Below are 20,150 nucleotides of genomic sequence, written 5' to 3'. Positions count from 1 at the left end.
ACATCAGGCGCTGTAGGCAGCGACCACCTCGGGGTGGTCCATGCAGGCGGTCGCGCCTTCCGCAACGCAGGTGAGAGGACGCTCGGCGGCCTTCACGGGAAGGCCGAAGGCTTCTTCGAGCAGTTGCGGCAGGCCACGCAGCATCGATCCACCGCCGATCGCCAGCATTCCTTCGGCCATCACGTCACCGATGGCCCGCGCCGGTAGGTCGTCGAGGCACGCGGACAGCGTCTGCACGATGCTCGTCATCGTGGGCCGCACCGCATCCATGATCTCGTCGGTTTCGAGAGTGACCAGCCGGACCCGGCCGGTCGCGGCGTCGCGGCCCTCCACCACGAGCGGCTGTTCCTCGGCGACCTCGGGCGCTCCCACCTTGGCCCGCTCCGCGGTGAACTCGCCGACGACGAGTTCGTGTTCCGCGCGCAGGTAGCGGAGTATCGCCCTGTTCAAGTCGTTTCCCGCAATTCGGCAACTGCGGTGCGACAGGACACCGCCGTAACAGAGAGCAGTGACTTCCGAAGTGCCACCGCCGATATCGACAACGAGGTGGGTGGACGGCTCGAGCGGGTTGAGACCGCAACCGAGCGCGCCGGCCACCGGTTCCGGCACCAGACCGACCTTCCGCAGACCCGCCTCGTGTGCGACTTCGAACATCGCGCGACGCTCGAGCGGGGTCGCGCCGGCGGGAACCGCGACGACGCCCGTCGGCCGTGTACCGAACCGGCGGCGGGGGGCTGCCCGCTCGAGAACGGCACTGACAAACGTCCGAGCGGTCCCGAGATCGACGATGACACCGTCACGTATCGGGTGAATCGCCGTGATTCCGGAGGGAATGCGGTCGACGAGGTCACTCGCGTCATGGCCGATCGTGAGCGCTTTGTGGGGCTCCCTCGTCCGAACCATCAACAGCGACGGTTCGTTCAGGACTATGCCGTCTTCGGGAGTGCCGACGACAGTGTTGGCTGTTCCGAGATCGATACCGAATCCACGCACGTCGGCCTCCGAGCGGATCACCCGCGAGAGTGTTCAGATGCTGGTCAGCGGCATCCGAAGATGTCGAATAAGAGCAAGGTTACCGCTGTCGAATTCGCCTCGGCGCGTTGTTCGGCGGAATAGGCGACGTGGACTCTCGCAGAGTGCCCCGCTCGTCGTGGATGACCGGATACGGGGATGCGCACCCCTGCCTTCGGGGGGGTCGGCTACTTCTCGTCGGGAGCGACGGGCGGGGGAGTGGGAATCACCGCGGTGGTCAGATCGACGCGCATTCGGTCGCCGCCTGCATCCGTTCGGTAGGGGGCAAGGATCTCGCCGAGTCGCGCCTGGATTTCCGCAAGATCGTCGGTGGTGACGTAGAGCGGAGTGGTTCCGAAACCCAGATAGTGCCGGAGCTGTCGATCGTCGTTCTCGACGAACGAGTCGAAACTCTTGCCGAGTGATCCGAGGAAGGCGAGAAAGGCATTCCGTAGTTCGGCTTCGTCCATGGCCGCGAGCTCGTCGTGTCCGACATGGGCCATACGCTCGCCGAGCGCGAGGGTGCGTTCGATGGTGCCGCGTACGCGGCGTTCGTCGACGACGGTAACGATCTCGGCGTCGATCAGGGCCGCGATGTGCCGATAGAGCGTGGCCTGGGTGACGTCGGGGAGCTCGGCCCGGAGTTGTGCGGTGGTCAGCCGGCGCCCGCCGAGTTGCTGCACGATCCGCAGGCGAACGGGATGCAGCACCACCTCGGCAATCGGTGAGGTCTTTCCCATCGGCACCCTTCCCGCATTATTATCAGTCTGATAATGTTCTCAGTACTACATCGAGCTTACCGTCGACGGGAGACCTGACGTTATGGCGACATCGACCATTCGAGACAACGCCCTTCATCTCTCGTTCTCCTGGTGGGAGGCGATCATGGTCCACCGGAGCACGATGGAGGTGCCGTTGTCGGAGATCTCGAGCGTCGAGGTTCTGCCGGGCTGGACGTCCGAAATACTCGGCATCAGATCGGGATTGGTGATCTCCGGATATCTCAAAGTGGGCACCTTCCGGCATCCGCGCGGCACACGGCGCCTGGTCGCGATGAAGCGCGGATATCCGGTGCTGCGCATCGGGGTGCGCCGGGCCGGCACCGAGTTCGACGAGCTTCTACTGAGTTCTCCGAATGCGTACGCACTCGCGAACGCCGTGGACCCGGCCGGGGCTCACTGACCACCGACGCTGTCCGGCTCAGCCGGCGGTTTCGGCGAGCAATACCTGTGCTGCCTGCCTGACGCGTCTTCGTTGCCGTCGATTACGGCCGTAACCAGCGCGGAGTGCTCGGGTTCGAAGCCGAGCCCCGTGGCTCGATCGTGTTGCTCGTCCTCGGACCCCGCACCTTCCCGATGGAGGACCTTGATCACCCCGCGCTCACGTACCCACGGTTCGGCCGCACTGTCGGGCTTCACCCAGGGCGTGGGTCACACCGCGGCCCGCCTCGGTCCGCTGCTGTCTGCCGTCTTCCAAGACCTCACCTCGGGCTACAGCGCGACGTACTTGGTCTCGAGATACTCCTCTATCCCTTCCGTACCGCCCTCACGCCCGAAGCCCGATTCCTTGACCCCGCCGAAAGGTGCTGCGACGTCGGAGATGACGCCTCGGTTGACGCCGACCATCCCGGCGTTCAGCGCCGACGCGACGCGCAGCGCACGGTCGAGATCGCGGGTGTAGAAGTACGCGGCGAGGCCGTACTCGGTGTCGTTCGCCGCAGCGACCGCCTCCTCCTCGGTGTCGAACGTTGTGATGGCGACGACCGGGCCGAAGATCTCTTCGCGCAGCACACGGGCGTCGGCGGGCACCTGGTCGAGGACGGTCGGGGGGTAGAAGGTGCCCGGTCCGTCGGGGACGACGCCGCCGGCGAGGAGACCCGCCCCGCGTGCCACCGCATCGAGAACCAGCTCGTGCACTCGATAGCGCTGTACGGAGGTGATGAGCGGCCCGAGGTCGGTACCGTCATCGAGGCCGTGCCCCATGCGAAGCGCCGTCATCCGCGCGACCAGCGTATCGGTGAACTGCTGCGCCACTTGGGAAGCCACGTAGAAGCGGTTTGCGGCGGTGCACGCTTCGCCACCGTTCCGCATCTTCGCTGCCATGGCACCGTCGACGGCGGCGTCGATGTCGGCGTCGTCGAAGACGAGGAATGGCGCGTTACCACCTAGTTCCATGGAAGTGCGCAGCAGGCGCTCGGCAGACTGGCGGACCAGTAGCTTCCCGACACCGGTGGAGCCGGTGAAGGTGATCTTCCGCAGGCGCGGATCGGTGATCAGAGGTTCGGTCAGCGCGGCAGCGTCCGACGCCGGCAGGATCGACAGCACCCCTTCAGGGAGGCCGGCGTCGGCGAAGACCTGCCCGAGCAGCAGCATCGTCAACGGAGTTTCGGCAGCGGGTTTGACGATGATTGTGCAGCCCGCCGCAAGTGCCGGGCCGATCTTGCGAGTTGCCATAGCCAACGGGAAGTTCCACGGAGTCACCGCGAGGACCGGCCCGACCGGTTCTTTGGTGACGAGGATGCGGCCGTTGCCGCCGGGCGACGTCGTGGTGCGCCCACCGATACGTACGGCCTCCTCGGCGTTCCACCTCAGGAACTCGGCACCGTAGTTCACCTCACCGTGCGCCTCTGCGAGGGTCTTGCCCATTTCCAGGGTGATCGTGCGGGCGAAGTGGTCCGCTCGTTGCTTCACGAGTTCGAATGCGGTGCGGAGGATGCCGCTGCGCACACGAGGCGGTGTGGCCGCCCACGCGGCCTGCGCCTCTGCGGCGAGATCGAGCGCGCGCAGACCGTCCGCCGCAGACGCATCGGCGACCTCGGCGAGCACCTCACCGGTGGCGGGATCCTCGACCGGGAATGTCGCGCCGGTGGACGCGTCGGCGAGGGTGCCGCCGAGCCACAGTCGGGTCGGGGCGCCGAGCGCGGTCACTGCGGTGTTCCCACGAGTGCGCCGGCGACGGCACGCACCGCGTCGGCGAGGACGTCGAGGCCCTCGACGAGCAGTTCGTCGGAGATCACGAGCGGCGGCAGCAGCCGGATGACGTTGCCGTACGTACCGCACGTGAGCACGATGACGCCGTCGGCGAGGGCACGCGCGGCGATCTCCGAGGCGGCCTCGGGATCGGGTTCGCGAGTACCGGGACGAACCAGTTCGACGGCGAGCATCGCCCCGCGGCCACGAACCTCGCCGATGACGTCCATGTCGTCGGCGAGACTACGCAGCTTTTCGGTGGCGATCTGTTCGATGCGTCGGGCCCGACCACACAGGTCGAGTTCTTCCATGCGAGCGAGAGTGGCGAGCGCGGCTGCGCAGGCAACCGGGTTGCCGCCGTAGGTGCCGCCGAGTCCGCCGCCGTGCACCGCGTCGATCAGGTCGGCACGACCCGTGACCGCAGCGAGTGGCATACCGCCCGCGACACCCTTGGCGATCGTCACGAGGTCGGGCACGACGCCCTCGTCGTCACACGCGAACCACCGGCCGGTGCGGGCGAGGCCCGTCTGCACCTCGTCGGCGACGAACACGATGCCGTTGGCTTTGGCCCAGTCGACGAGCGCGGGCAGGAAACCCTCGGCGGGAACGATGAATCCGCCCTCGCCCTGGATCGGTTCGATCACGATCGCCGCGACATTGTGCGCGCCGATCTGCTTGTCGATCTGCATGATTGCGCGCTGTGCGGCCTGCGGCCCGGAGATCGGAGTGCCGTCGTGGTTGAGGTCGTCACGGAACGGATACGACGCCGCGACGCGCTGAACATCCGATGCGAACGGACCGAAGCCCTCCTTGTACGGCTTGTTCTTCGCCGTCATAGCCATCGTCAGGTTGGTGCGCCCGTGGTAGGCGTGGTCGAAGACGACCACGGTCTTGCGGCCGGTGGCGACGCGGGCGATTTTCACCGCATTCTCTACCGCCTCGGCGCCGCTGTTGAACAGCACCGTGCGTTTGGCATGGTTGCCGGGCGTGAGTTCGGCGAGTTTCTCCGCGACCGCGATGTACCCCTCATAGGGGGTGACCATGAAGCAGGTGTGTGTGAAGCGCCCCGCCTGTTCCCGAATCGCCGCGACCACGGCCGAGTCGGATGCTCCGACACTCGTGACGGCGATACCGGAACCGAGATCGATGAGTGCGTTTCCGTCGACGTCGAGAATGATGCCGCCGTCGGCGTCAGCGGTGTAGACGGGGACGGACGACATGACTCCGGCACCGACGGCATTGCGGCGTCGTTCGTCCAGCGCCGCCGAGCGGGGGCCGGGCAGTTCGGTGACGAGGCGGCGCTGCTGGGGGATGCGGTATTCGATCTCGGACATCGACGGGCCTTTCGGTGGAGCAGAGAGGGGTGGTCAGGCCTTCGGCAGGGCCATGGCGGAGAGCAGTTCGTAGCCGACGTGCGCGGCGGCGATACCCGTGATCTCGGCGTGGTCGTACGACGGCGACACCTCCACGATGTCGGCGCCGACGAGATTCGTTCCGGCGAACGCGCGGAGCATCCGCAGCAGTTCCCGGCTCGTCATGCCGCCGGCTTCGGGGGTGCCGGTGCCCGGGGCATGGGCGGGGTCGAGCACGTCGATGTCTACGGAGACATAGACCGGTCGATCCCCGATACGGGCGAGCATCCGCTCGATCGCCGCTGCGACACCGTCGATTTCGATCTCGGGGGAGGTGACGGCGGAGAAGCCGAGCATTTTGTCGTCGGCGAGGTCCTGGTCGCTGTAGAGCGGACCTCGCGTACCGACGTGCATGCTGGCTTCGCGGTCGATCAGGCCCTCCTCGGAGGCCCGGCGGAACGGCGTGCCGTGAGTGATCGAGGCGCCGAAGTACGTGTCCCACGTGTCGAGGTGCGCGTCGAAGTGGACGACGGCGACGGGACCGTGGCGACGCGCCACCGAACGCAGCAGCGGTAGCGCGATGGTGTGGTCGCCACCGATGGTGAGCAGGCGCGTGCCGTCACCGGTGAGAGCGTCGGCGCCGCGTTCGATGTCGGTGACGGCCTCGTCGATATTGAACGGATTGCAGGCGATGTCGCCGGCGTCGGCGACCTGCATCGCGTTGAACGGTGAGACGTCCAGCGCCGGGTTGTACGGACGCAGCAGTTTCGACGACGCGCGGACATGGGCGGGGCCGAGGCGTGCGCCCGGCCGGTAACTCACTCCGGTGTCGAAGGGGACGCCGACGATGGCGACGTCGGTGCTGGTGACCTCGTCGAGGCGGGGGAGTCGCGCGAAGGTGCCGGGGCCGTTGTAGCGGGGGATCCGGGAGGCGTCGACGGGTCCGATAGGGCTCATGATCGGGTCCTTTTTGTAGGGAAGTGTCAGTCGGCGTAACCGGGCGCGATGCGATCGAGTAGGCGCAGCATCGCTGCCCACGCCAGGTCGGCTCCCGGGTCGATGAAATCGTCACCGGTCTCGGTGCCGGTGAGCTGGCGTGCGCTGCGCTCGCACACGTTCGGAGGGGGCAGGACGAGCGGCCCTGCGGCAGCGGCGGTGACCTGGATCTCACACGCGCGGTTGAGGTAGAACATGCGCAGAAACGCTTGGGCCGGAGTGCTCCCGACGGTGAGCAGTCCGTGGTTGCGGAGGATCAGGACGGGGTGGTCGCCGAGATCGGCGACCAGCCGGGCCTGTTCGTCGAGGCTCAGCGCGACACCCTCGTACTCGTGGTAGCCCACGCGGTTGTAGAACTCCATGGACATCTGGTTGACGGGAAGCAGACCGTCAGGGTTCGCGGCGACTGCGCAGCCTGCCCGGGTGTGGGTGTGCATCACGCAGTGCGCGTCGGATCGCGCGGTGTGCACGGCGCCGTGGATCACGAACCCGGCCGGGTTGACCAGTGTCCCGGTGTCTCCGATCGGTTGTCCCGCCGGATCGACCACCACGAGGTTCGATGCGGTGATCTCCTCGAACAACAGCCCATAGGGGTTGATGAGGAATCGCGGCTCCGGCCCGGGCAGCCGGAGCGAGATGTGGGTGAAGATCAGGTCGGTCATCCCGAAGTGCGCGGCGAGCCGGTAGACGGCGGCAAGTTCGCATCGCAGGCGCAGCTCTTCCGCGGTGTCGGCGGCGACGGCAGTATCGGTCACAGGTCGAGCACCGCCTTCGAGAGAGGGCGGGATACGCACGGGAAGAAGCATTTTCCTTCCGCACGTTCTTCGTCGAGGAGGATGTTGTCTCGGTGCTCGATCGCACCTGAGAGCACCCCGACTTCGCAGCTACCGCACGTGCCTTCGCGGCAGGACCACATCACGTCGGCGCCGGCACGCTCGAGAGCGTCGAGGACCGATTCGCCTTCCGCGACCTCCAGCACCGGTCCGTCGATACCGAGTTGCACCGAGCATGCGGTACCGGATCGAGCATCGACGGCCGGAGCTTCCGCAGGCAGGGCCGTTGCGGGGGAGAATGATTCGATCCGTAACACCTCAGCGGGGAGCAGCTCGATGAGTTCGGCGAGCATGCGCTCCGGGCCACACGAATACATCAATGCCCCGGGACCGAGATCCGCGCACAGCGTCGGCAGATCGATGCGCTCGCCCTCGGTGGAAGGGTAGAGATGCACGGGTACCCCGGTGGCCGCGAGTCGCTCGACGAATCGCGCCGGGGCTTCACCGGAGTAGGCGTAGTGCACCGACACGGTCGCACCGCGCGCGGCAGTGGCCTCGACCATCGGCAGCAGCGGGGTGATTCCGATGCCCCCGGCGACAAAGACGTAGGCCGCTGCGTCCTCGAGTGGGAAGTGTTGACGGGGACCTTGCACACGCAGGATGTCACCGGGGCGCAACGTCGAGTGCACGTACGCCGAGCCACCGCGAGAATCTGTGGCGGCGCGCACCGCGACCGTCCAGCTGCGCAGGTCTGCCGGATCGCCGCACAGCGAGTACTGGCGAGTAAGCCCCGGTGACAGTTCCATGTCGATATGGGCGCCGGGATCCCAGGCGGTCATCTGTTCACCGGCCGGGTCGGCGACGTCGATCGATAGGATTCCCTCGGCCTCCCAGGTGATTCCGGTGACGCGCACCGATCGGGTGCGCAGCGTGCGGTCGGTCGAGCTCTCGAGCAGCGCGGTCATCGGTACCCTGCTTTCGTTGCGACGCGGTCCTGGAACATCGCTGTGATCTGGTCCCAGTGCGATACGAGGTTCGTGGAGTCGGAGCCGGGGGAGTTCCGCCCGATCTGCAGGCGGTGCAGCATCGGCATGTCCTGCTCGTTGACCTCCCACAACACCTGGGTCAGTTGAGCGCGGGTGTCGGCGAAATCGTCACCGGCAGCGGACGAGTCGACGAACACCGACATGTACTCGACGGTGCGGTCCGGCGCGACGGGGTGGTAGCCGATGACCTGGAACCAGTCGGCCTCGAGGAACACCAGCGCATTGGGGAAGATACAGAAGATGTCCTGCCGTTCGAGCCGGTCGGCGGGCACGTCGCCGAGCCACGGCAGTGACTTCGCGGTCTTCTCGGCTTTGCCCGCGGCACCGCGCGGGTAGCTTCCTCCGATGATGTCCGGATGCAGCGCGACATCGTCGACGTCGAGGGACGCGGTCACCGGGCCGACCTGCGGGTGCACGAACGGCAGGTGGTAGAAGTCCAGGAAGTTCTCCACGATGAGCTTCCAGTTGGCGTCGATCTCGAACTTCTTCTCGCCGGCGAGGTGCAGGCGGCTGAAGTCGATATGCGACCAGCGAGCGAGCAGCGGCTCGAGATGAGCAGCGAAGCTGTCGGCGCAAGCCTGAGGATCCGTGTCGGTCGCCGACAGGTCGATGAAGATCATGCCGGCCCACGTGTGGCTCGCCACGAGCAGCAGGCTCAGCCGTTCGGCGGTCTCGGGATCGAGCTTCGACCGACGCTCACGGGTGTAATACGGTGCCGCGGCGAGCGTTCCGTCGAGCTTGAACGACCAGCAGTGGTAGGCGCACTGGATGCGCCCCTGCACGACCATCGGATCCTCGGTCAGTGCCATGCCGCGGTGGCGGCACGAGTTGTGGAACACGCGGATACGGCCGTCCTCTCCGTGTACCAGGAGCAGTGGCTTACCGCCGATGGTCACGGGATGTACAGCGCCGGGTTCTGCAACCCAGTGGGCGTAACCGGCCCACACCCATCCGGACGAGAAAATCCGGTCCTGTTCGAGGGCGAATTCGTCGGCACCCGTGTACGCGCGCGCCGGGACGAGAGAGCGTCCGGTGGGCATCGCGGGCAGCGGACCGTCGATCACGACGTTGCCGGTGGACGTGGTGGTTCGTTCCGGTACCGGAAACTGAAGGGTGCTCATCGGGACGCTCCTCGGGAAGTGATGGTGGTGGTGCGGTCCGTCGCTTCGGCAAACGCGGTGACGGCCCGGTCGCGCAGGGTCAGGGTGTCGGCCCACCGGTCGGACAGCTCAGCACCCACGCGATCGGTGATGGCGTACGGGGTGGTGCCGAGTTCGGTGCAGAACATCACCGGATCGGTGCTGCCGCGGCGGCCGCGGCGCTCGAGAATCGAGGTGAACGCCCGAGTCCACCAGCCGGTGAACAGCTCCTCCCACTCACGGTGCTGGGGGAACCCGAGGGGGATCTGCACCTGGCAACGGGTCGCGACGCGTCCCTGGACGGACTCCGCACGGGCGAACAACGCCTCGATGTGTCCGTCGATCTCGGAGGTCGGCGTCACCGGGATCTCACTGCCGGCTACATAGTGCGACAAGTCGATTGCCAGGTTCACGTCCGGATCCAGATCCTTCAACAGTCTGGTGGTGCGGCGCATATCGTCCGTGAGGGTGTTGCGGTGGGTTTCGAGTTGCATCGCCACGCCCGCCGCCCGGCTGGTGCGATGCCAGCGGTGCACGGTGTCGAGCACAACCGCGTCGTCGGGGTCGAAGACGCAGCCGCACACCACCATCCGGCTCGCGCCGATCGTGTCGGCATAGCGCAGGGCCGCGTCGAGGTCGCTGTCGTCGCGGACGAAGGCGAACACCGCAGCCTGTAGGTCGTGGTCGCGCAGCAGAGGAGCGAGGGTCGCGGCTTCGGGCTTGCCGCGTGCACCGAGGTCGACTGCGACGCCGTCGAAGTGCTCGCCGGCGAGACGGTCGAGTTGTTCGGTCAGGCTCCACGGGGTGCCCTGCCACGGCAGATCCTCCATTGCCCAGAGGGATTGGAACATCTCCAGTCGGATACTCATGCGGTCACCTCGTACAGGTTCGTGACGGCGTGTGCCGGGGTGCCGGTGCGGTACCACTCGACGACGTTGGCCGCCTGCATGCGGACGTACTCGCGGGCCGTTCGGTCCGACAGGTACGCCACGTGCGGGGTCAGGAGGACGTTGGGGTGTTCGGCAAGCCGGTCACCTGGGAGCGGAGGTTCGACGTCGAGCACATCGAGGGCGGCCCCGGCGAGGTGGCCGGAGTCGAGTGCGTCCGCAAGTGCATCGGAATCGACGATGCCGCCGCGGGAGACGTTGATCAGCCACGAGCCGGGTCTCATCGCAGCGATGAGGTCGGCGTCGAACAGCTTCTCGGTGGAGTCGTCGAGTGGCAGGTGGATCGAGACGACGTCGGACTGTGTGATGACGTCGGTGAGCGACGACGCTGTCACTCCCGCCGGCATCCGGCGCCCGGCGTGGTCGTAGCCGAGGATCCGTCCGGTCGAACCGGCGGCCAGTGCGGCCACTTCGCTGCCGATACGCCCCATCCCGACGAGGCCGAGAGTGGTATCCGAGAGTCGCCGCGGGGCGTACCGCGGGCGGTCCAGCCACCCGCGTCGACCGTGCAGTGCGAAGAAGTCGAGCCGGCGCACCGCCGCCAGTGTCAGTGCCCACGTGTGGGTGGCGACCTCGCTGGAAGCGACATCCCCGACCGTGGCCACCCAGACGTCACGGGCGGTGGCCGCATCGATGTCGACGGAGTCGTAACCGCGCGAGAGCATCGACACGATACCCAGGTGAGGGAGCTGCCCGAGCAGGTCGCTGTCGACGGGTGCGTACCCAACGAGGAGCGCGGACGCATCCGCCGCCGCGGCGGCGATCGTGTCAGGGTCGCGGGTGTCGAGCACACGCACCTCGAAGCCTTCGGCCTCGAGCAGTGCGACTCCTTCGGAGGGGTCGAGGTCGTCGAGATCGGTGTAGACCGCGATCGGGGATGCCATGATGCTCCGTTCGGGTCGATCAGTGGATGTGGGACAGGAATGCGCGGGTGCGTTCGTGTTCGGGCGCGGTGAAGAACTGCTCGGGTGGTGCTTGTTCGACGATGACGCCGCTGTCGAACAGAGCGACCTCGTCGGCGACCCGTCGGGCAAACCGTGTTTCATGGGTGACCACGATCATCGTCATGCCCTGTTGCGCAAGGTCTTCCATTACCGAAAGCACCTCGTTGACCAGCTCGGGGTCGAGTGCCGAGGTCGGCTCGTCGAACAACATGACCGACGGGTCGAGGACCAGGGCGCGAGCGATCGCGACGCGCTGTTGCTGCCCGCCGGACAGTTCCGACGGGTAGTGCCGCATGCGCTGGGACATTCCGACCCGGTCGAGCATCTGCTCGGCACGATCGACGGCTTCCGCTTTGGGTACGCCGTGCACTTCGGTCAGTCCGAGGGTGACGTTGTGGAGAACGTCGAGGTGTGCGAAGAGGTTGAACTTTTGGAAGACCATGCCGATGTTGGTGCGTTCGCGAGCAAGTTTCCGTTCGGGAAGCGGCACCGATCGCCCGTCGCGGCCGGTGGCGACCCCGATCTCCTTGCCGTGCAGTAGGATCGATCCACCATCGGCGGGTTCGAGCAACGACATGAGGCGGAGAATGGTGGACTTACCGGAGCCGGACGGTCCGAGTACGGCCTTGACCTGGCCGGGCGAGATGGAGAAGTCCACACCTTTGAGGATTTCGTTATTCCCGTAGGTCTTGCGCAGTCCGATCGTCTCGAGCAGGGCGGTGCTGGTCATGCGGACACCGTGACCTTCCTTGTTCCGGTCGCGACGGAGTCGACTCCGGACGAGACCCAGCGGTAACGACGCTCGATCAGGGTCTGTACGCCCATGAGTGCCGTGACGATGACGAGGTAGTAGACCAACGCGGCGCTGTAGTACTCCGCGTAGCGGAAGGTGTTCGATACACCGACCTGCGCGGTGGTGAGCAACTCGCGGAGGGAGATGACCGACGCGAGCGAGGTGTACTTGAGCATTGCGATGAACTCGTTGCCTGTCGGCGGCAACGCGACCTTGACGGCTTGGGGCAGGACGACTTTCAGCATCACCTTGTGGGGCGGCATTCCGATCGCACGGGCCGCCTGGCGTTGGCCGTCGTCGACGCTGAGCAGCGCCGAGCGCAGGATCTCTGCCATATAGGCGGCTTCGACGACCGCGAAACCGATGAATGCCGCGAGGAACGGACTGAACCAGTTCTCCCGGAGGGCGGGGAACAATTGCGGGCCGGCATTCCAGATGATGAGCAAAACGAGCAAGGTCGGGATCGCCCGGAAGAACCACACGTACGCTCCGCCGATCGTCCGGGCGATGCGGTTGTTGCTGATACGGAGCAGTGCGACGCCGAAGCCGATCACCGTCGCGAACAGCATCGACGATGCGGCCAGGGCGACGGACAACCAGGCGCCACGGAAGAACGCCGAGGAGGTCAGGGCCGAGAAGAAGATGTCGAGATCGAAGGTCATGGCGTCAACCCGTCGTGATGCGGGCGGGGTCGAGGCCGTACTTCAGCGCGATCTCCTCCAGGGTGCCGTTCTCGGCGAGGGTCCGGACACCGTCTGCCACGGGACCGCTCAGTGGAGAACCCTTCTTCGTGTAGACGCCGAACTGGGTGTCGGCCGGGAAGATATCCGGGACGGCAACAAGGGCGCCGTTCGATTTGGTGACCATGTCGACGACCGCGACGTCTGTCTCGATGAGGGCATCGGCCTTGCCGTTGGTGACTGCGGCGACGGTCTCCGCCGTCTTCGGGTAAGCCTGGATCTTGATGCCGGGCTTACCCTCGGCCTCGAGTTTGTCGGAGAGCGCTTTTACCGTCAGCTCGTTGCTGCCACCGCCCTGCACGGCGACGGTCTTGCCGGACAGGTCGCCTGGTGCCGTGATGGACGTGTCGCCGCTACGGACGATCAGGCCCGGGCCGGTCTCGAGGAAGGGAGCGGCGTCGGCGACCTCGAGTCGCTCGGGGCTGACGTACAGCGCAGTCCACAGTACGTCGCAGCGACCTGCCTGGAGTCCCGGCATGAGTCCGTCGAACGCGGTGATCTGCCACTTCGTTTCGACTTCCCAGAGATCGGCGAGGGCGCGTGCCCCGTCGGAGGTGAATCCGATCGGCGTGCTCGTGTCGCCTTCGGCGTAGTACTCCATCGGGGGGTACTCGGGGTCCGTGCAGAACGTCACTTCTCCGGCGCGCATCAGGCCGGCGGGCGCTGCGCCGCTGGCCTCACTGCCGCCGGACTCGTTTCCGCATCCGGTGACCAGCAGGGCGATGCCGGCTCCGGCTGCTAGCAGGCGAACTTTTCTCATTGATCAATCTCCTGTCGAAGCGCGGATTCCGAGCAGCGAGATCGACATTGGCCTGTGCTCGTTCGGTTACGACAGAACATATGAACTGAGATAGGTTCTTTCCAAGTCGGTATCCGAGCAATCAACGTCACTCGTTGATGTTATGGAAAGATCTGATTGCGAATCGTTCGCAGAACAACGAGAAGGGTGCTGTGATTTGATAATAAGTAAACTTATGTTGGTCCGTTTTTCGTTTGTAAACTTCCGATGACCAGCCCCGTAACATTTGCCGTGCAAGACCTGGACTCCCGCATCGTCGAAGAACTGCGCCGCGACGGACGCATCGGCCGCAACGAGCTCGCCGCCAAGCTGAATGTGTCGCGTCCGACCGTCTCGAAACGGCTGAATGCGCTGCTCGAGAGCGGCCGGGTGCATGTCGTGGGCATCGTTCATCCGTCCACGATCGGACTGGACGCGCTGGGGCACGTTGCGATCGCGGTGGACCAGCCGGTCCGGCAGGTCGCTGCTCGCATCGCCACTCTTCACGACGTGCCGTACGTGTCGCTGGTCAGCGGCAGATACCCCCTCATCGCCGAGGTGCGCACGGTCGGGGCTGCCCGCCTCGCGTCGTCGCTCGAACGGATCCGGTGCATCGACGGCGTCCGGGAAACGAACACGTTGGTCTATTCCGACCTGATCGTCGATATCGGACGACCCGACAAGGTCGCCGCCACGCGTCTCGATCCCCTCGACGTCCGCCTTCTCGGGGTCCTGCAGGACGACGGGCGGGCGTCGTACTCGGTCCTCGCCGAGGAGGCCGGCACCTCGCCCGGCACAGCGCGGATCCGCGTCAAGCGACTGATCGACGACGGAGTCCTGCGAATCGGCGCACTGACCGGCGCGGGACAGAGCGAGAGCGAAGTCGCGGTGGGTTTCGGAGTCCGCGCGACCGGACGTGCCGCCGATCTGGGTGCACTGATCAGCGAGATGCCCGGGGTGCGGTTTCTGGCCGCCACCATCGGCAGGTACGACCTTCTCGGTACGGTGCACGCCACCAGACTCGAGGACGTGGTGCCGTCTCTCGATGCTGTGCGCGCGCTCCGGTCCGTCCTCGAGGTGGACAGCTGGGTCCACCTCAACACCGTCAAGGAGCGCTACAACAACATGCCGGCGCTGTCGACCATCAGAGGGGAACAGTCATGACCACTTCCTTCGAACTCCCGCACGCAGCGATCCCGGTGCGGGGCCGTACGACCGCCCACTGTGCCGAATCCGCGGCTGCGGTGACCGCGCTGCTCCTCGCCGGCGTCGTGACCGGCGGAACCGTGATGGTGCGCGAGCCCTTACCTCTCGACGACGACGCCGCCCGGGCGCTCCGCGCGGCAGTCGCCTCGACCGGGGCATACGTGGTGGCCTCGGCTGACGGGTTGACCGCGACCACGCGTGCCACTGCGGGTGAACTCCCGCCGTTCCGGTGCACCGTTCCGGCGGACGTGCTTCCGCTCTATGCAGTGGCGGCGGCCCGGGCGGCCGACGACTGCGTCCTGTCGTGCACAGATTCCGCTGCCACGGAATGGCTTCCGGTCCTGCGGCAGATCGGGATCACTGCCCGCGGCGCCGGTACTGCGATCGTGGTGTCGCCGGGGATTCAGGAGACCGCAGTTGTCGTCGTCGCGCACGGCGGCGACGTGCGTGTCGTACTGACGGCGCTGCTCGCCGCGCTGATTCGTCCCGGAACCCGGATCGTCGACACCGCCCCGCTCGACGCAGCATTACCCGGATTTCTCGACTGCTGGAACCGCCTGCTGGCGGCGGACGAGTACTTGTTGCCGGGCAGTGCCCTCGTGCCGTCCGACTACACGGCGCGGACTGTGCGCACGGATGCTCCCGAGCCGACCAGCTGAGATCTCGGCAGATGCACGGCCACAATCAGCCATGACGAGGATGTGAAGTCCGGAATCCTGCGTACAGTGCGGGCTATCGAGGTGTGACGACTCCTCTCCACCAGTAACGCCGACCGAACCCACCTGAAAGAGGCGCTCCGTTGTGCGTGTCGCCGCCCCGAGTCCGTGTCGTCGTCGGGAGACTTCTCATATGGGCAGGACCGAAACGACGACACTGTGGATGATCGAGGATCTCGAACCGTGGCCGGACGAGCCGGGCGTCGGCCAGGTGTGTGCACCCGCCACCCGATGGATCACGCCCGACATGGTGAATCTCCCCGTCGAACTGGTGTGCTCGATCTCGGCACGGGTGGAGGAGATCGAAACCGATGCGGGTGGCGAGCGCAGGGCCCATCTCGGTCACGGATTCTCCACGATGCTTCCCCCCGGTCTCGACCTCACCGGTGACACGACGTTGACCGGTTGCCTGATCTGGGACCGATACCTGTGGATGGATTACCGTGCCCAACCCGCAGGCCGTGCCCTGGTCACCGACCGTCGTCCGGTGATCCAGCGGGCAGTAAGGACTCCGACCGAATATGTGAGCTGGCACAGCGTCGAATACCAGGGGCCGAGGACTGTGCACCGAGATGGCCCGATTCCCGACGGCTACTCCGTCGTTGCGTACGTGCTGGCGGTGACGCTGCAAGGACAGGCCTGAGCGGAGCCACGCTCCCGAGTCGGCGCGGGTCAACCGGCGGCAACCGCCCAAGCGGTTGAAGCACCACCTGAGCCCGCCGACTACAGAACCACCTCGGTGCCGTATTGGTCGCTGCCGCTGCCATATTCACCGGACAGCAGTTGGTGTGGGCGGTGTGGGGGAGTGCGGTGTTTTCGGACCTGACGATCGCGCAACGAGTATTCCTCGTCGTAGGAGCGTCGGCCGCTGCCGCAGGTGCCGCGGCTGCGACGGGTCTGGTCAGGGCAAAGCGGCTTACGCCGGCTCGTCTCGTGTTGCTCTGGCTGGGCACCGCAGTAACCTTCACCAGCGCATTGAAGGACACGGTGACGTACCTCGCCCTCGACACCGACGCCTTGGGAGGGTCGGCACGCGACCCCGGTAACGGCGCACTCACCCTGCTCGTACTCCTGGGTTCCTTGGCTGGTGCCATCGGAGTAGCGATGCGACTCGCTGAAGAATCCGCGGGCAGCGAACCCACGAGGAACGCGCCGCTGTCGCTGCCTCTTGCGTAACGGGCACCTGGGCGGCTTAACTTCGTGGACCGTCGTCCGGGGGAAGGCCACTCGATGAAGTTCAGCCGGTATGCAGGGGCACTGATCGCTGCGGTGATGATGACGGCGACGGCACCCGTCGCCTATGCCGGGCCCTTCGCTCTCCCGGACCTGGTCGGTCCCTACCCGTCCGATCTCCCCGCGCGCGTCAACTACATCTCCGTGCTGGACGGGTTCACCGAACTTCGCGAGAGTCGTCCCGACGTTGTGCAGCAGAACCTCGGTACCGCCGTGGCGATCAACAATGCGGCGTCGCCTGTAGAGCAGCAGCGCGCGTTGTTCGACAGTCACTACGACCGGCTGCTGTCGTTGTCGGATGGGTTCGGCCACGGCCTGGGCGAAGCGTTCCGCGTCGCGCTCGACGAGGGACGTCTACCGAAGACCGAGACTTTGCTCGGAGGAGACCTCGCTCGGGCCGGCGGCATCGCCAATTCGACGCTCCTGGAAAAGCAGCACTGGAACAACCCGCGGCCGTTCGAGGCAGCACCCGAGAGGATCCACTACTACTTCGGCGACGGAACCGGCGGCGCTGCCGACCCCTATGCGGAAGTGTTCGGTACCAGTTCGTACCCCTCGGGTCATACGGCGCAGGCGTATTGGAAGGGAATCCTGCTGGCGGACATGCTTCCCGAGCTTGCACCGCAGATTCTCGCCCGTGCCTCGGAGGTGGGAAACAGCCGAATCGTGCTGGGTGTGCACTACCCGCTCGACGTGATGGGCGCGCGCATCATGGGCCAGGCCGCAGCGGCCGACCGGCTGAACGACCCGACGTTCGTCCGTCTCGTCGACGAAGCGAAGGCCGAACTCCGGTCGGAACTCGAACGGTCGGTGGGTGCGCCGTTGGCCGACTACATCGAGTCCGACGTCCCGTATCGCTCACTCGATGCGGCGTGTGGCGAATACCGGGACCGGATGACCTACTGGTTCGAGCCGGTCGATCCGGCGATGGTGAACGACATTCCCGCGGACGCCGCGGTGCTGTTGCGGAGCGTCGCGCCCCATCTCACGGACGAGGAGCGCCTCGGCGTGCTCCGGGACACCGCGCTACCTGCGGGGTACCCCCTCGATCGCGCCGACCCCGACGGCGGGTGGCTACGCATCGATCTCGCTGCCGCGTACGCGACTGTGTAGGAGCCTCGCCGCGTACGATTTGGTGGTTCGGACCTCGCGCGCCGGGGTCGAGGCCAGCACTGCCGTGGGACGGCAGAAGGAGTGCTCCATGAGCGACCCGACACCCCAGTCCGTCACTCCCGAGTGGTTGCACGAGCACCTCGACGACGAAGACCTCGTGATCGTCGACGCCACGACACACCTGAGCATGCCGCCGGACGGATCGGTGCACATCGAGCCCGGTCTCGACACGTACGCCGAGGCGCACATCCCGGGGGCGGTGTACGCCGACCTGTTCACCGACTTTTCCGACCATCAAGCGCCGCAGCCGTTTACCGCTGTCTCGTCCGACCGGTTCGCGATCGCGGCGGGTGCGGTGGGTATCGGAGACGGACGACGGGTAGTGATCTACGACCAGTCGAACGGAATCTGGGCCGCCCGATTGTGGTGGCAGTTGCGACTCGAAGGATTCGACGACGCGGCAGTCCTCGACGGCGGCCTCCCCGCGTGGCGTGCCGCGGGGTATCCCGTTTCGGAAGAGCAGGTGATTCCGCACGCCGCGACCTTTACGGCGCATCGTCGTCCGGACTTGCTGACGTCGACGCAGGACATTCTGGGCGCTCTCGACGACCCCCACACCCTCATCATCAACGCTCTCGACCCGGCGACCTACCGAGGTGAAAGCCCGTCGTATCCGCGTCGTGGGCACATCCCGGGCAGCATCAACATCCCCTTCGGCGACCTCGTGGACCCGTCCACCGGCCGCCTCAAGCCCGCAGCCGAACTGAGGGAGATCTTCGAGAAGGCGGGTGCGCTGGACCCGGACGTGCGACCGGTGACGTACTGCGGTGGCGGCATCGCCGCGTCGGGCGTCGCCCACGCACTTGCCGTGGCGGGTCGCACCGACGCCGCGGTCTACGACGGTTCGCTCAACGCCTGGACCGCCGACGAGTCGCTTCCGCTCGTCGAGGGACCCGACCCTCGTTGACCCGCTGAGTTATTCGTCTCCTGCGTCGACGGAGCATCGAGGACGGCGAGGATCGTCGTGGTGATGCGTTCGGATGCGTCGTGGGGGTCGAGGCGTGCGATCGAGATCTCGGTGGCGGCGCCGTGCAGGATCTGGTGGATCACGGTGACGAGCCACGATGTCGGCATATCGGTTCGGAACACACCCTCGTCGCGGCCGCGCTCGATGAGGGCCTCGACGCGCGCAGCCGGGTCGGTGTGCAGTTCCTGCATTCTTCCGGGCGGCAACTCGTCTTCGGCGGCGGCGATGATCGAAGCGGCCTGACTGGTCAGGAGCCAACTGCTTTCGATCAGGCGGCTCAGCGCGTCGCGCGGGTTGCCGGACAGGTCTACCGCACCGAGGGCACGTTCGCCCTGTTCGAGGACGCGCACGACCACAGCTTCCAGTAATTCGGCGCGTGACGCGAAGTGGCCGTACAGGGTGACGCGGCCGAGACCTGCTCTTTTGGCGATATCGGCCATCGACGCGGTGGGCCGTTCGCTGAGGCAGGCGATAGCGGCGTCGAGGATGCGCTCCACGTTGCGGACGGCGTCGGCTCGTTTCGTCGCGCGAGGTGTCGGTGCTGTCATCATTCCTCTTCCCATACATGGCTGTACGAGTTACGGTAGCAGGGTCCTAAAATAGACAGCACTGTTCGACTTATGTGAGGCCCAGGGGGAAGGCGCCTCGACGATCGGAGTTCGCGATGCTCGACAGGACGGAACCCACACAACAGCTGCGCACGGCAGCTTCGTCGGACAGTGCTCCCGAGGCAGGACGGATTGCGCGCTGGTTCGACAGACTGCCGGGACCTGTGCGGTGGACTCTGCGCCGTTGGCCCGCCCTGCTCGCCCTCGCCCTGGTCGGACCCGACGTGGTGGCGGCAGCGCTCGGAGAGAAGGGCGGTTCGGCCCAGTTCCTCGGCGAGGCGCTGCCGATGCTCGCGCTGATCTATCTGATCATGGCCAAGATCGGCAACCGGAAGATCACGTGGCCGGTCGTGGTGCTGGTGGCGGGGACGGTCGCGGTCACCGAGGTGACCGGGATTATGGCGCCGTCCACCCTTCTCATCGGTGCCTCGCTCGTCCTGCTGATATGGGTGATGTCCACCGGTGAAATCGAATCGACGCCGAACCTGCGCCTTCAAGCCATCGGGATCGTGTTCTTCTGCGGTGTGGCGCTCGCCGGTCTCGCCGTCGATCCGACCATCGGGGTGTACGTGATCGCGGCCGGCTGGTTCCTGCACGGGATGTGGGACTTCGTGCATATCTGGCGGGACCGGGTGGTCTCGAAGACCTTCGCCGAATGGTGCGGAGTGCTCGACGTCCTGATCGCCGCCCAGCTGGTTCTGATGTGACGCAATTTGGGTGCGATAGTGCCCGCCTAGCGGGCACTATCGCACCCAAGTT

22 protein-coding genes and 1 pseudogene are annotated in these 20,150 nt (G+C 66.2%); 9 read left to right on the top strand and 14 right to left on the bottom strand.

What is annotated here, in order from left to right:
* Positions 1–3: 3 nt before the first annotated feature.
* Both ACFWBU_RS03825 and ACFWBU_RS03820 read right to left on the bottom strand, forming a co-directional pair.
* Positions 4–993, bottom strand: a complete 990-nt coding sequence (locus ACFWBU_RS03825; RefSeq protein ID WP_378527603.1) for a rod shape-determining protein — start codon at positions 991–993, stop codon at positions 4–6.
* A gap of 206 nt (positions 994–1,199) precedes the next feature.
* Entirely contained in the window at positions 1,200–1,751 is a 552-nt protein-coding gene (locus ACFWBU_RS03820) for a helix-turn-helix domain-containing protein (RefSeq protein ID WP_169622393.1), read from the bottom strand.
* 82 nt (positions 1,752–1,833) lie between these two features.
* On the opposite strand from ACFWBU_RS03820, the gene ACFWBU_RS03815 reads away from it, so the two are divergent.
* Complete coding sequence (locus tag ACFWBU_RS03815; RefSeq protein WP_169652723.1) at positions 1,834–2,193, top strand: hypothetical protein; 360 nt, start codon at positions 1,834–1,836, stop codon at positions 2,191–2,193.
* A 137-nt stretch (positions 2,194–2,330) separates the two neighbouring features.
* Positions 2,331–2,517: pseudogene (locus ACFWBU_RS03810) on the top strand (MFS transporter); the annotation flags it as partial.
* On the opposite strand, the gene ACFWBU_RS03805 reads toward ACFWBU_RS03810, so the two are convergent.
* Genes ACFWBU_RS03805 through ACFWBU_RS03755 form a run of 11 tightly spaced genes read right to left on the bottom strand, consistent with a single transcriptional unit; the run spans position 2,502 to position 13,470 of the window.
* Positions 2,502–3,938 (bottom strand): NAD-dependent succinate-semialdehyde dehydrogenase, encoded by a 1,437-nt coding sequence (locus ACFWBU_RS03805; RefSeq protein ID WP_378527539.1) that lies wholly within the window; start codon positions 3,936–3,938, stop codon positions 2,502–2,504. The pseudogene ACFWBU_RS03810 and the gene ACFWBU_RS03805 sit on opposite strands and share 16 nt — an antisense overlap.
* Positions 3,935–5,314, bottom strand: a complete 1,380-nt coding sequence (gene gabT, locus ACFWBU_RS03800; protein WP_378527538.1) for a 4-aminobutyrate--2-oxoglutarate transaminase — start codon at positions 5,312–5,314, stop codon at positions 3,935–3,937. Before gabT ends, ACFWBU_RS03805 begins: the two co-directional genes overlap by 4 nt.
* A 33-nt stretch (positions 5,315–5,347) precedes the next feature.
* Entirely contained in the window at positions 5,348–6,289 is a 942-nt protein-coding gene (gene speB / locus ACFWBU_RS03795) for an agmatinase (protein ID WP_378527536.1), read from the bottom strand.
* 26 nt (positions 6,290–6,315) lie between these two features.
* Positions 6,316–7,134, bottom strand: coding sequence for a class II aldolase/adducin family protein (locus ACFWBU_RS03790; protein ID WP_378527535.1), 819 nt, complete (start codon positions 7,132–7,134; stop codon positions 6,316–6,318).
* Positions 7,080–8,066 carry a PDR/VanB family oxidoreductase gene (locus ACFWBU_RS03785; protein WP_378527534.1) on the bottom strand — a complete coding sequence of 329 codons (987 nt, stop codon included), beginning with the start codon at positions 8,064–8,066 and terminating at the stop codon, positions 7,080–7,082. The genes ACFWBU_RS03790 and ACFWBU_RS03785 overlap by 55 nt, the downstream gene beginning before the upstream one ends.
* Positions 8,063–9,268 carry an aromatic ring-hydroxylating dioxygenase subunit alpha gene (locus ACFWBU_RS03780; RefSeq protein WP_378527533.1) on the bottom strand — a complete coding sequence of 402 codons (1,206 nt, stop codon included), beginning with the start codon at positions 9,266–9,268 and terminating at the stop codon, positions 8,063–8,065. Before ACFWBU_RS03780 ends, ACFWBU_RS03785 begins: the two co-directional genes overlap by 4 nt.
* Positions 9,265–10,155, bottom strand: a complete 891-nt coding sequence (locus ACFWBU_RS03775) for a sugar phosphate isomerase/epimerase family protein (RefSeq protein WP_378527531.1) — start codon at positions 10,153–10,155, stop codon at positions 9,265–9,267. The genes ACFWBU_RS03780 and ACFWBU_RS03775 overlap by 4 nt, the downstream gene beginning before the upstream one ends.
* Positions 10,152–11,117, bottom strand: coding sequence for a C-terminal binding protein (locus tag ACFWBU_RS03770; protein WP_378527529.1), 966 nt, complete (start codon positions 11,115–11,117; stop codon positions 10,152–10,154). Before ACFWBU_RS03770 ends, ACFWBU_RS03775 begins: the two co-directional genes overlap by 4 nt.
* Positions 11,118–11,136: 19 nt before the next feature.
* A complete protein-coding gene (locus ACFWBU_RS03765) occupies positions 11,137–11,907 on the bottom strand; it encodes an amino acid ABC transporter ATP-binding protein (protein WP_378527528.1) in 771 nt (256 codons plus the stop codon).
* A complete protein-coding gene (locus ACFWBU_RS03760) occupies positions 11,904–12,632 on the bottom strand; it encodes an amino acid ABC transporter permease (protein WP_378527526.1) in 729 nt (242 codons plus the stop codon). Before ACFWBU_RS03760 ends, ACFWBU_RS03765 begins: the two co-directional genes overlap by 4 nt.
* 4 nt (positions 12,633–12,636) lie before the next feature.
* On the bottom strand, positions 12,637–13,470 hold the full coding sequence (locus ACFWBU_RS03755; protein ID WP_378527525.1) for a transporter substrate-binding domain-containing protein: 834 nt from the start codon (positions 13,468–13,470) through the stop codon (positions 12,637–12,639).
* 246 nt (positions 13,471–13,716) lie between these two features.
* On the opposite strand from ACFWBU_RS03755, the gene ACFWBU_RS03750 reads away from it, so the two are divergent.
* The 6 genes from ACFWBU_RS03750 to ACFWBU_RS03725 all read left to right on the top strand — a co-directional run bounded on the left by ACFWBU_RS03750 (position 13,717) and on the right by ACFWBU_RS03725 (position 18,723).
* On the top strand, positions 13,717–14,652 hold the full coding sequence (locus ACFWBU_RS03750; RefSeq protein WP_378527524.1) for an Lrp/AsnC family transcriptional regulator: 936 nt from the start codon (positions 13,717–13,719) through the stop codon (positions 14,650–14,652).
* Complete coding sequence (locus ACFWBU_RS03745) at positions 14,649–15,353, top strand: hypothetical protein (protein ID WP_378527523.1); 705 nt, start codon at positions 14,649–14,651, stop codon at positions 15,351–15,353. Before ACFWBU_RS03750 ends, ACFWBU_RS03745 begins: the two co-directional genes overlap by 4 nt.
* 190 nt (positions 15,354–15,543) lie before the next feature.
* On the top strand, positions 15,544–16,053 hold the full coding sequence (locus tag ACFWBU_RS03740; protein ID WP_378527522.1) for a hypothetical protein: 510 nt from the start codon (positions 15,544–15,546) through the stop codon (positions 16,051–16,053).
* A 167-nt stretch (positions 16,054–16,220) separates the two neighbouring features.
* On the top strand, positions 16,221–16,586 hold the full coding sequence (locus tag ACFWBU_RS03735; RefSeq protein WP_378527521.1) for a hypothetical protein: 366 nt from the start codon (positions 16,221–16,223) through the stop codon (positions 16,584–16,586).
* Positions 16,587–16,640: 54 nt separating this feature from the next.
* Positions 16,641–17,756, top strand: coding sequence for a phosphatase PAP2 family protein (locus tag ACFWBU_RS03730; protein ID WP_378527520.1), 1,116 nt, complete (start codon positions 16,641–16,643; stop codon positions 17,754–17,756).
* 88 nt (positions 17,757–17,844) lie between these two features.
* Positions 17,845–18,723, top strand: a complete 879-nt coding sequence (locus tag ACFWBU_RS03725; RefSeq protein WP_378527518.1) for a sulfurtransferase — start codon at positions 17,845–17,847, stop codon at positions 18,721–18,723.
* On the opposite strand, the gene ACFWBU_RS03720 is transcribed toward ACFWBU_RS03725, so the two are convergent.
* Complete coding sequence (locus ACFWBU_RS03720) at positions 18,651–19,331, bottom strand: TetR/AcrR family transcriptional regulator (protein ID WP_378527516.1); 681 nt, start codon at positions 19,329–19,331, stop codon at positions 18,651–18,653. The two genes, ACFWBU_RS03725 and ACFWBU_RS03720, sit on opposite strands and share 73 nt — an antisense overlap.
* A 116-nt stretch (positions 19,332–19,447) precedes the next feature.
* On the opposite strand from ACFWBU_RS03720, the gene ACFWBU_RS03715 reads away from it, so the two are divergent.
* Positions 19,448–20,098, top strand: coding sequence for a hypothetical protein (locus ACFWBU_RS03715; protein ID WP_378527515.1), 651 nt, complete (start codon positions 19,448–19,450; stop codon positions 20,096–20,098).
* The last annotated feature ends 52 nt before the right edge of the window (positions 20,099–20,150 follow it).

This window comes from Rhodococcus sp. NPDC060084 (assembly GCF_042730335.1).
Lineage (GTDB): Bacteria > Actinomycetota > Actinomycetes > Mycobacteriales > Mycobacteriaceae > Rhodococcus.
This window is presented reverse-complemented; position numbering and strand designations above follow the sequence as displayed.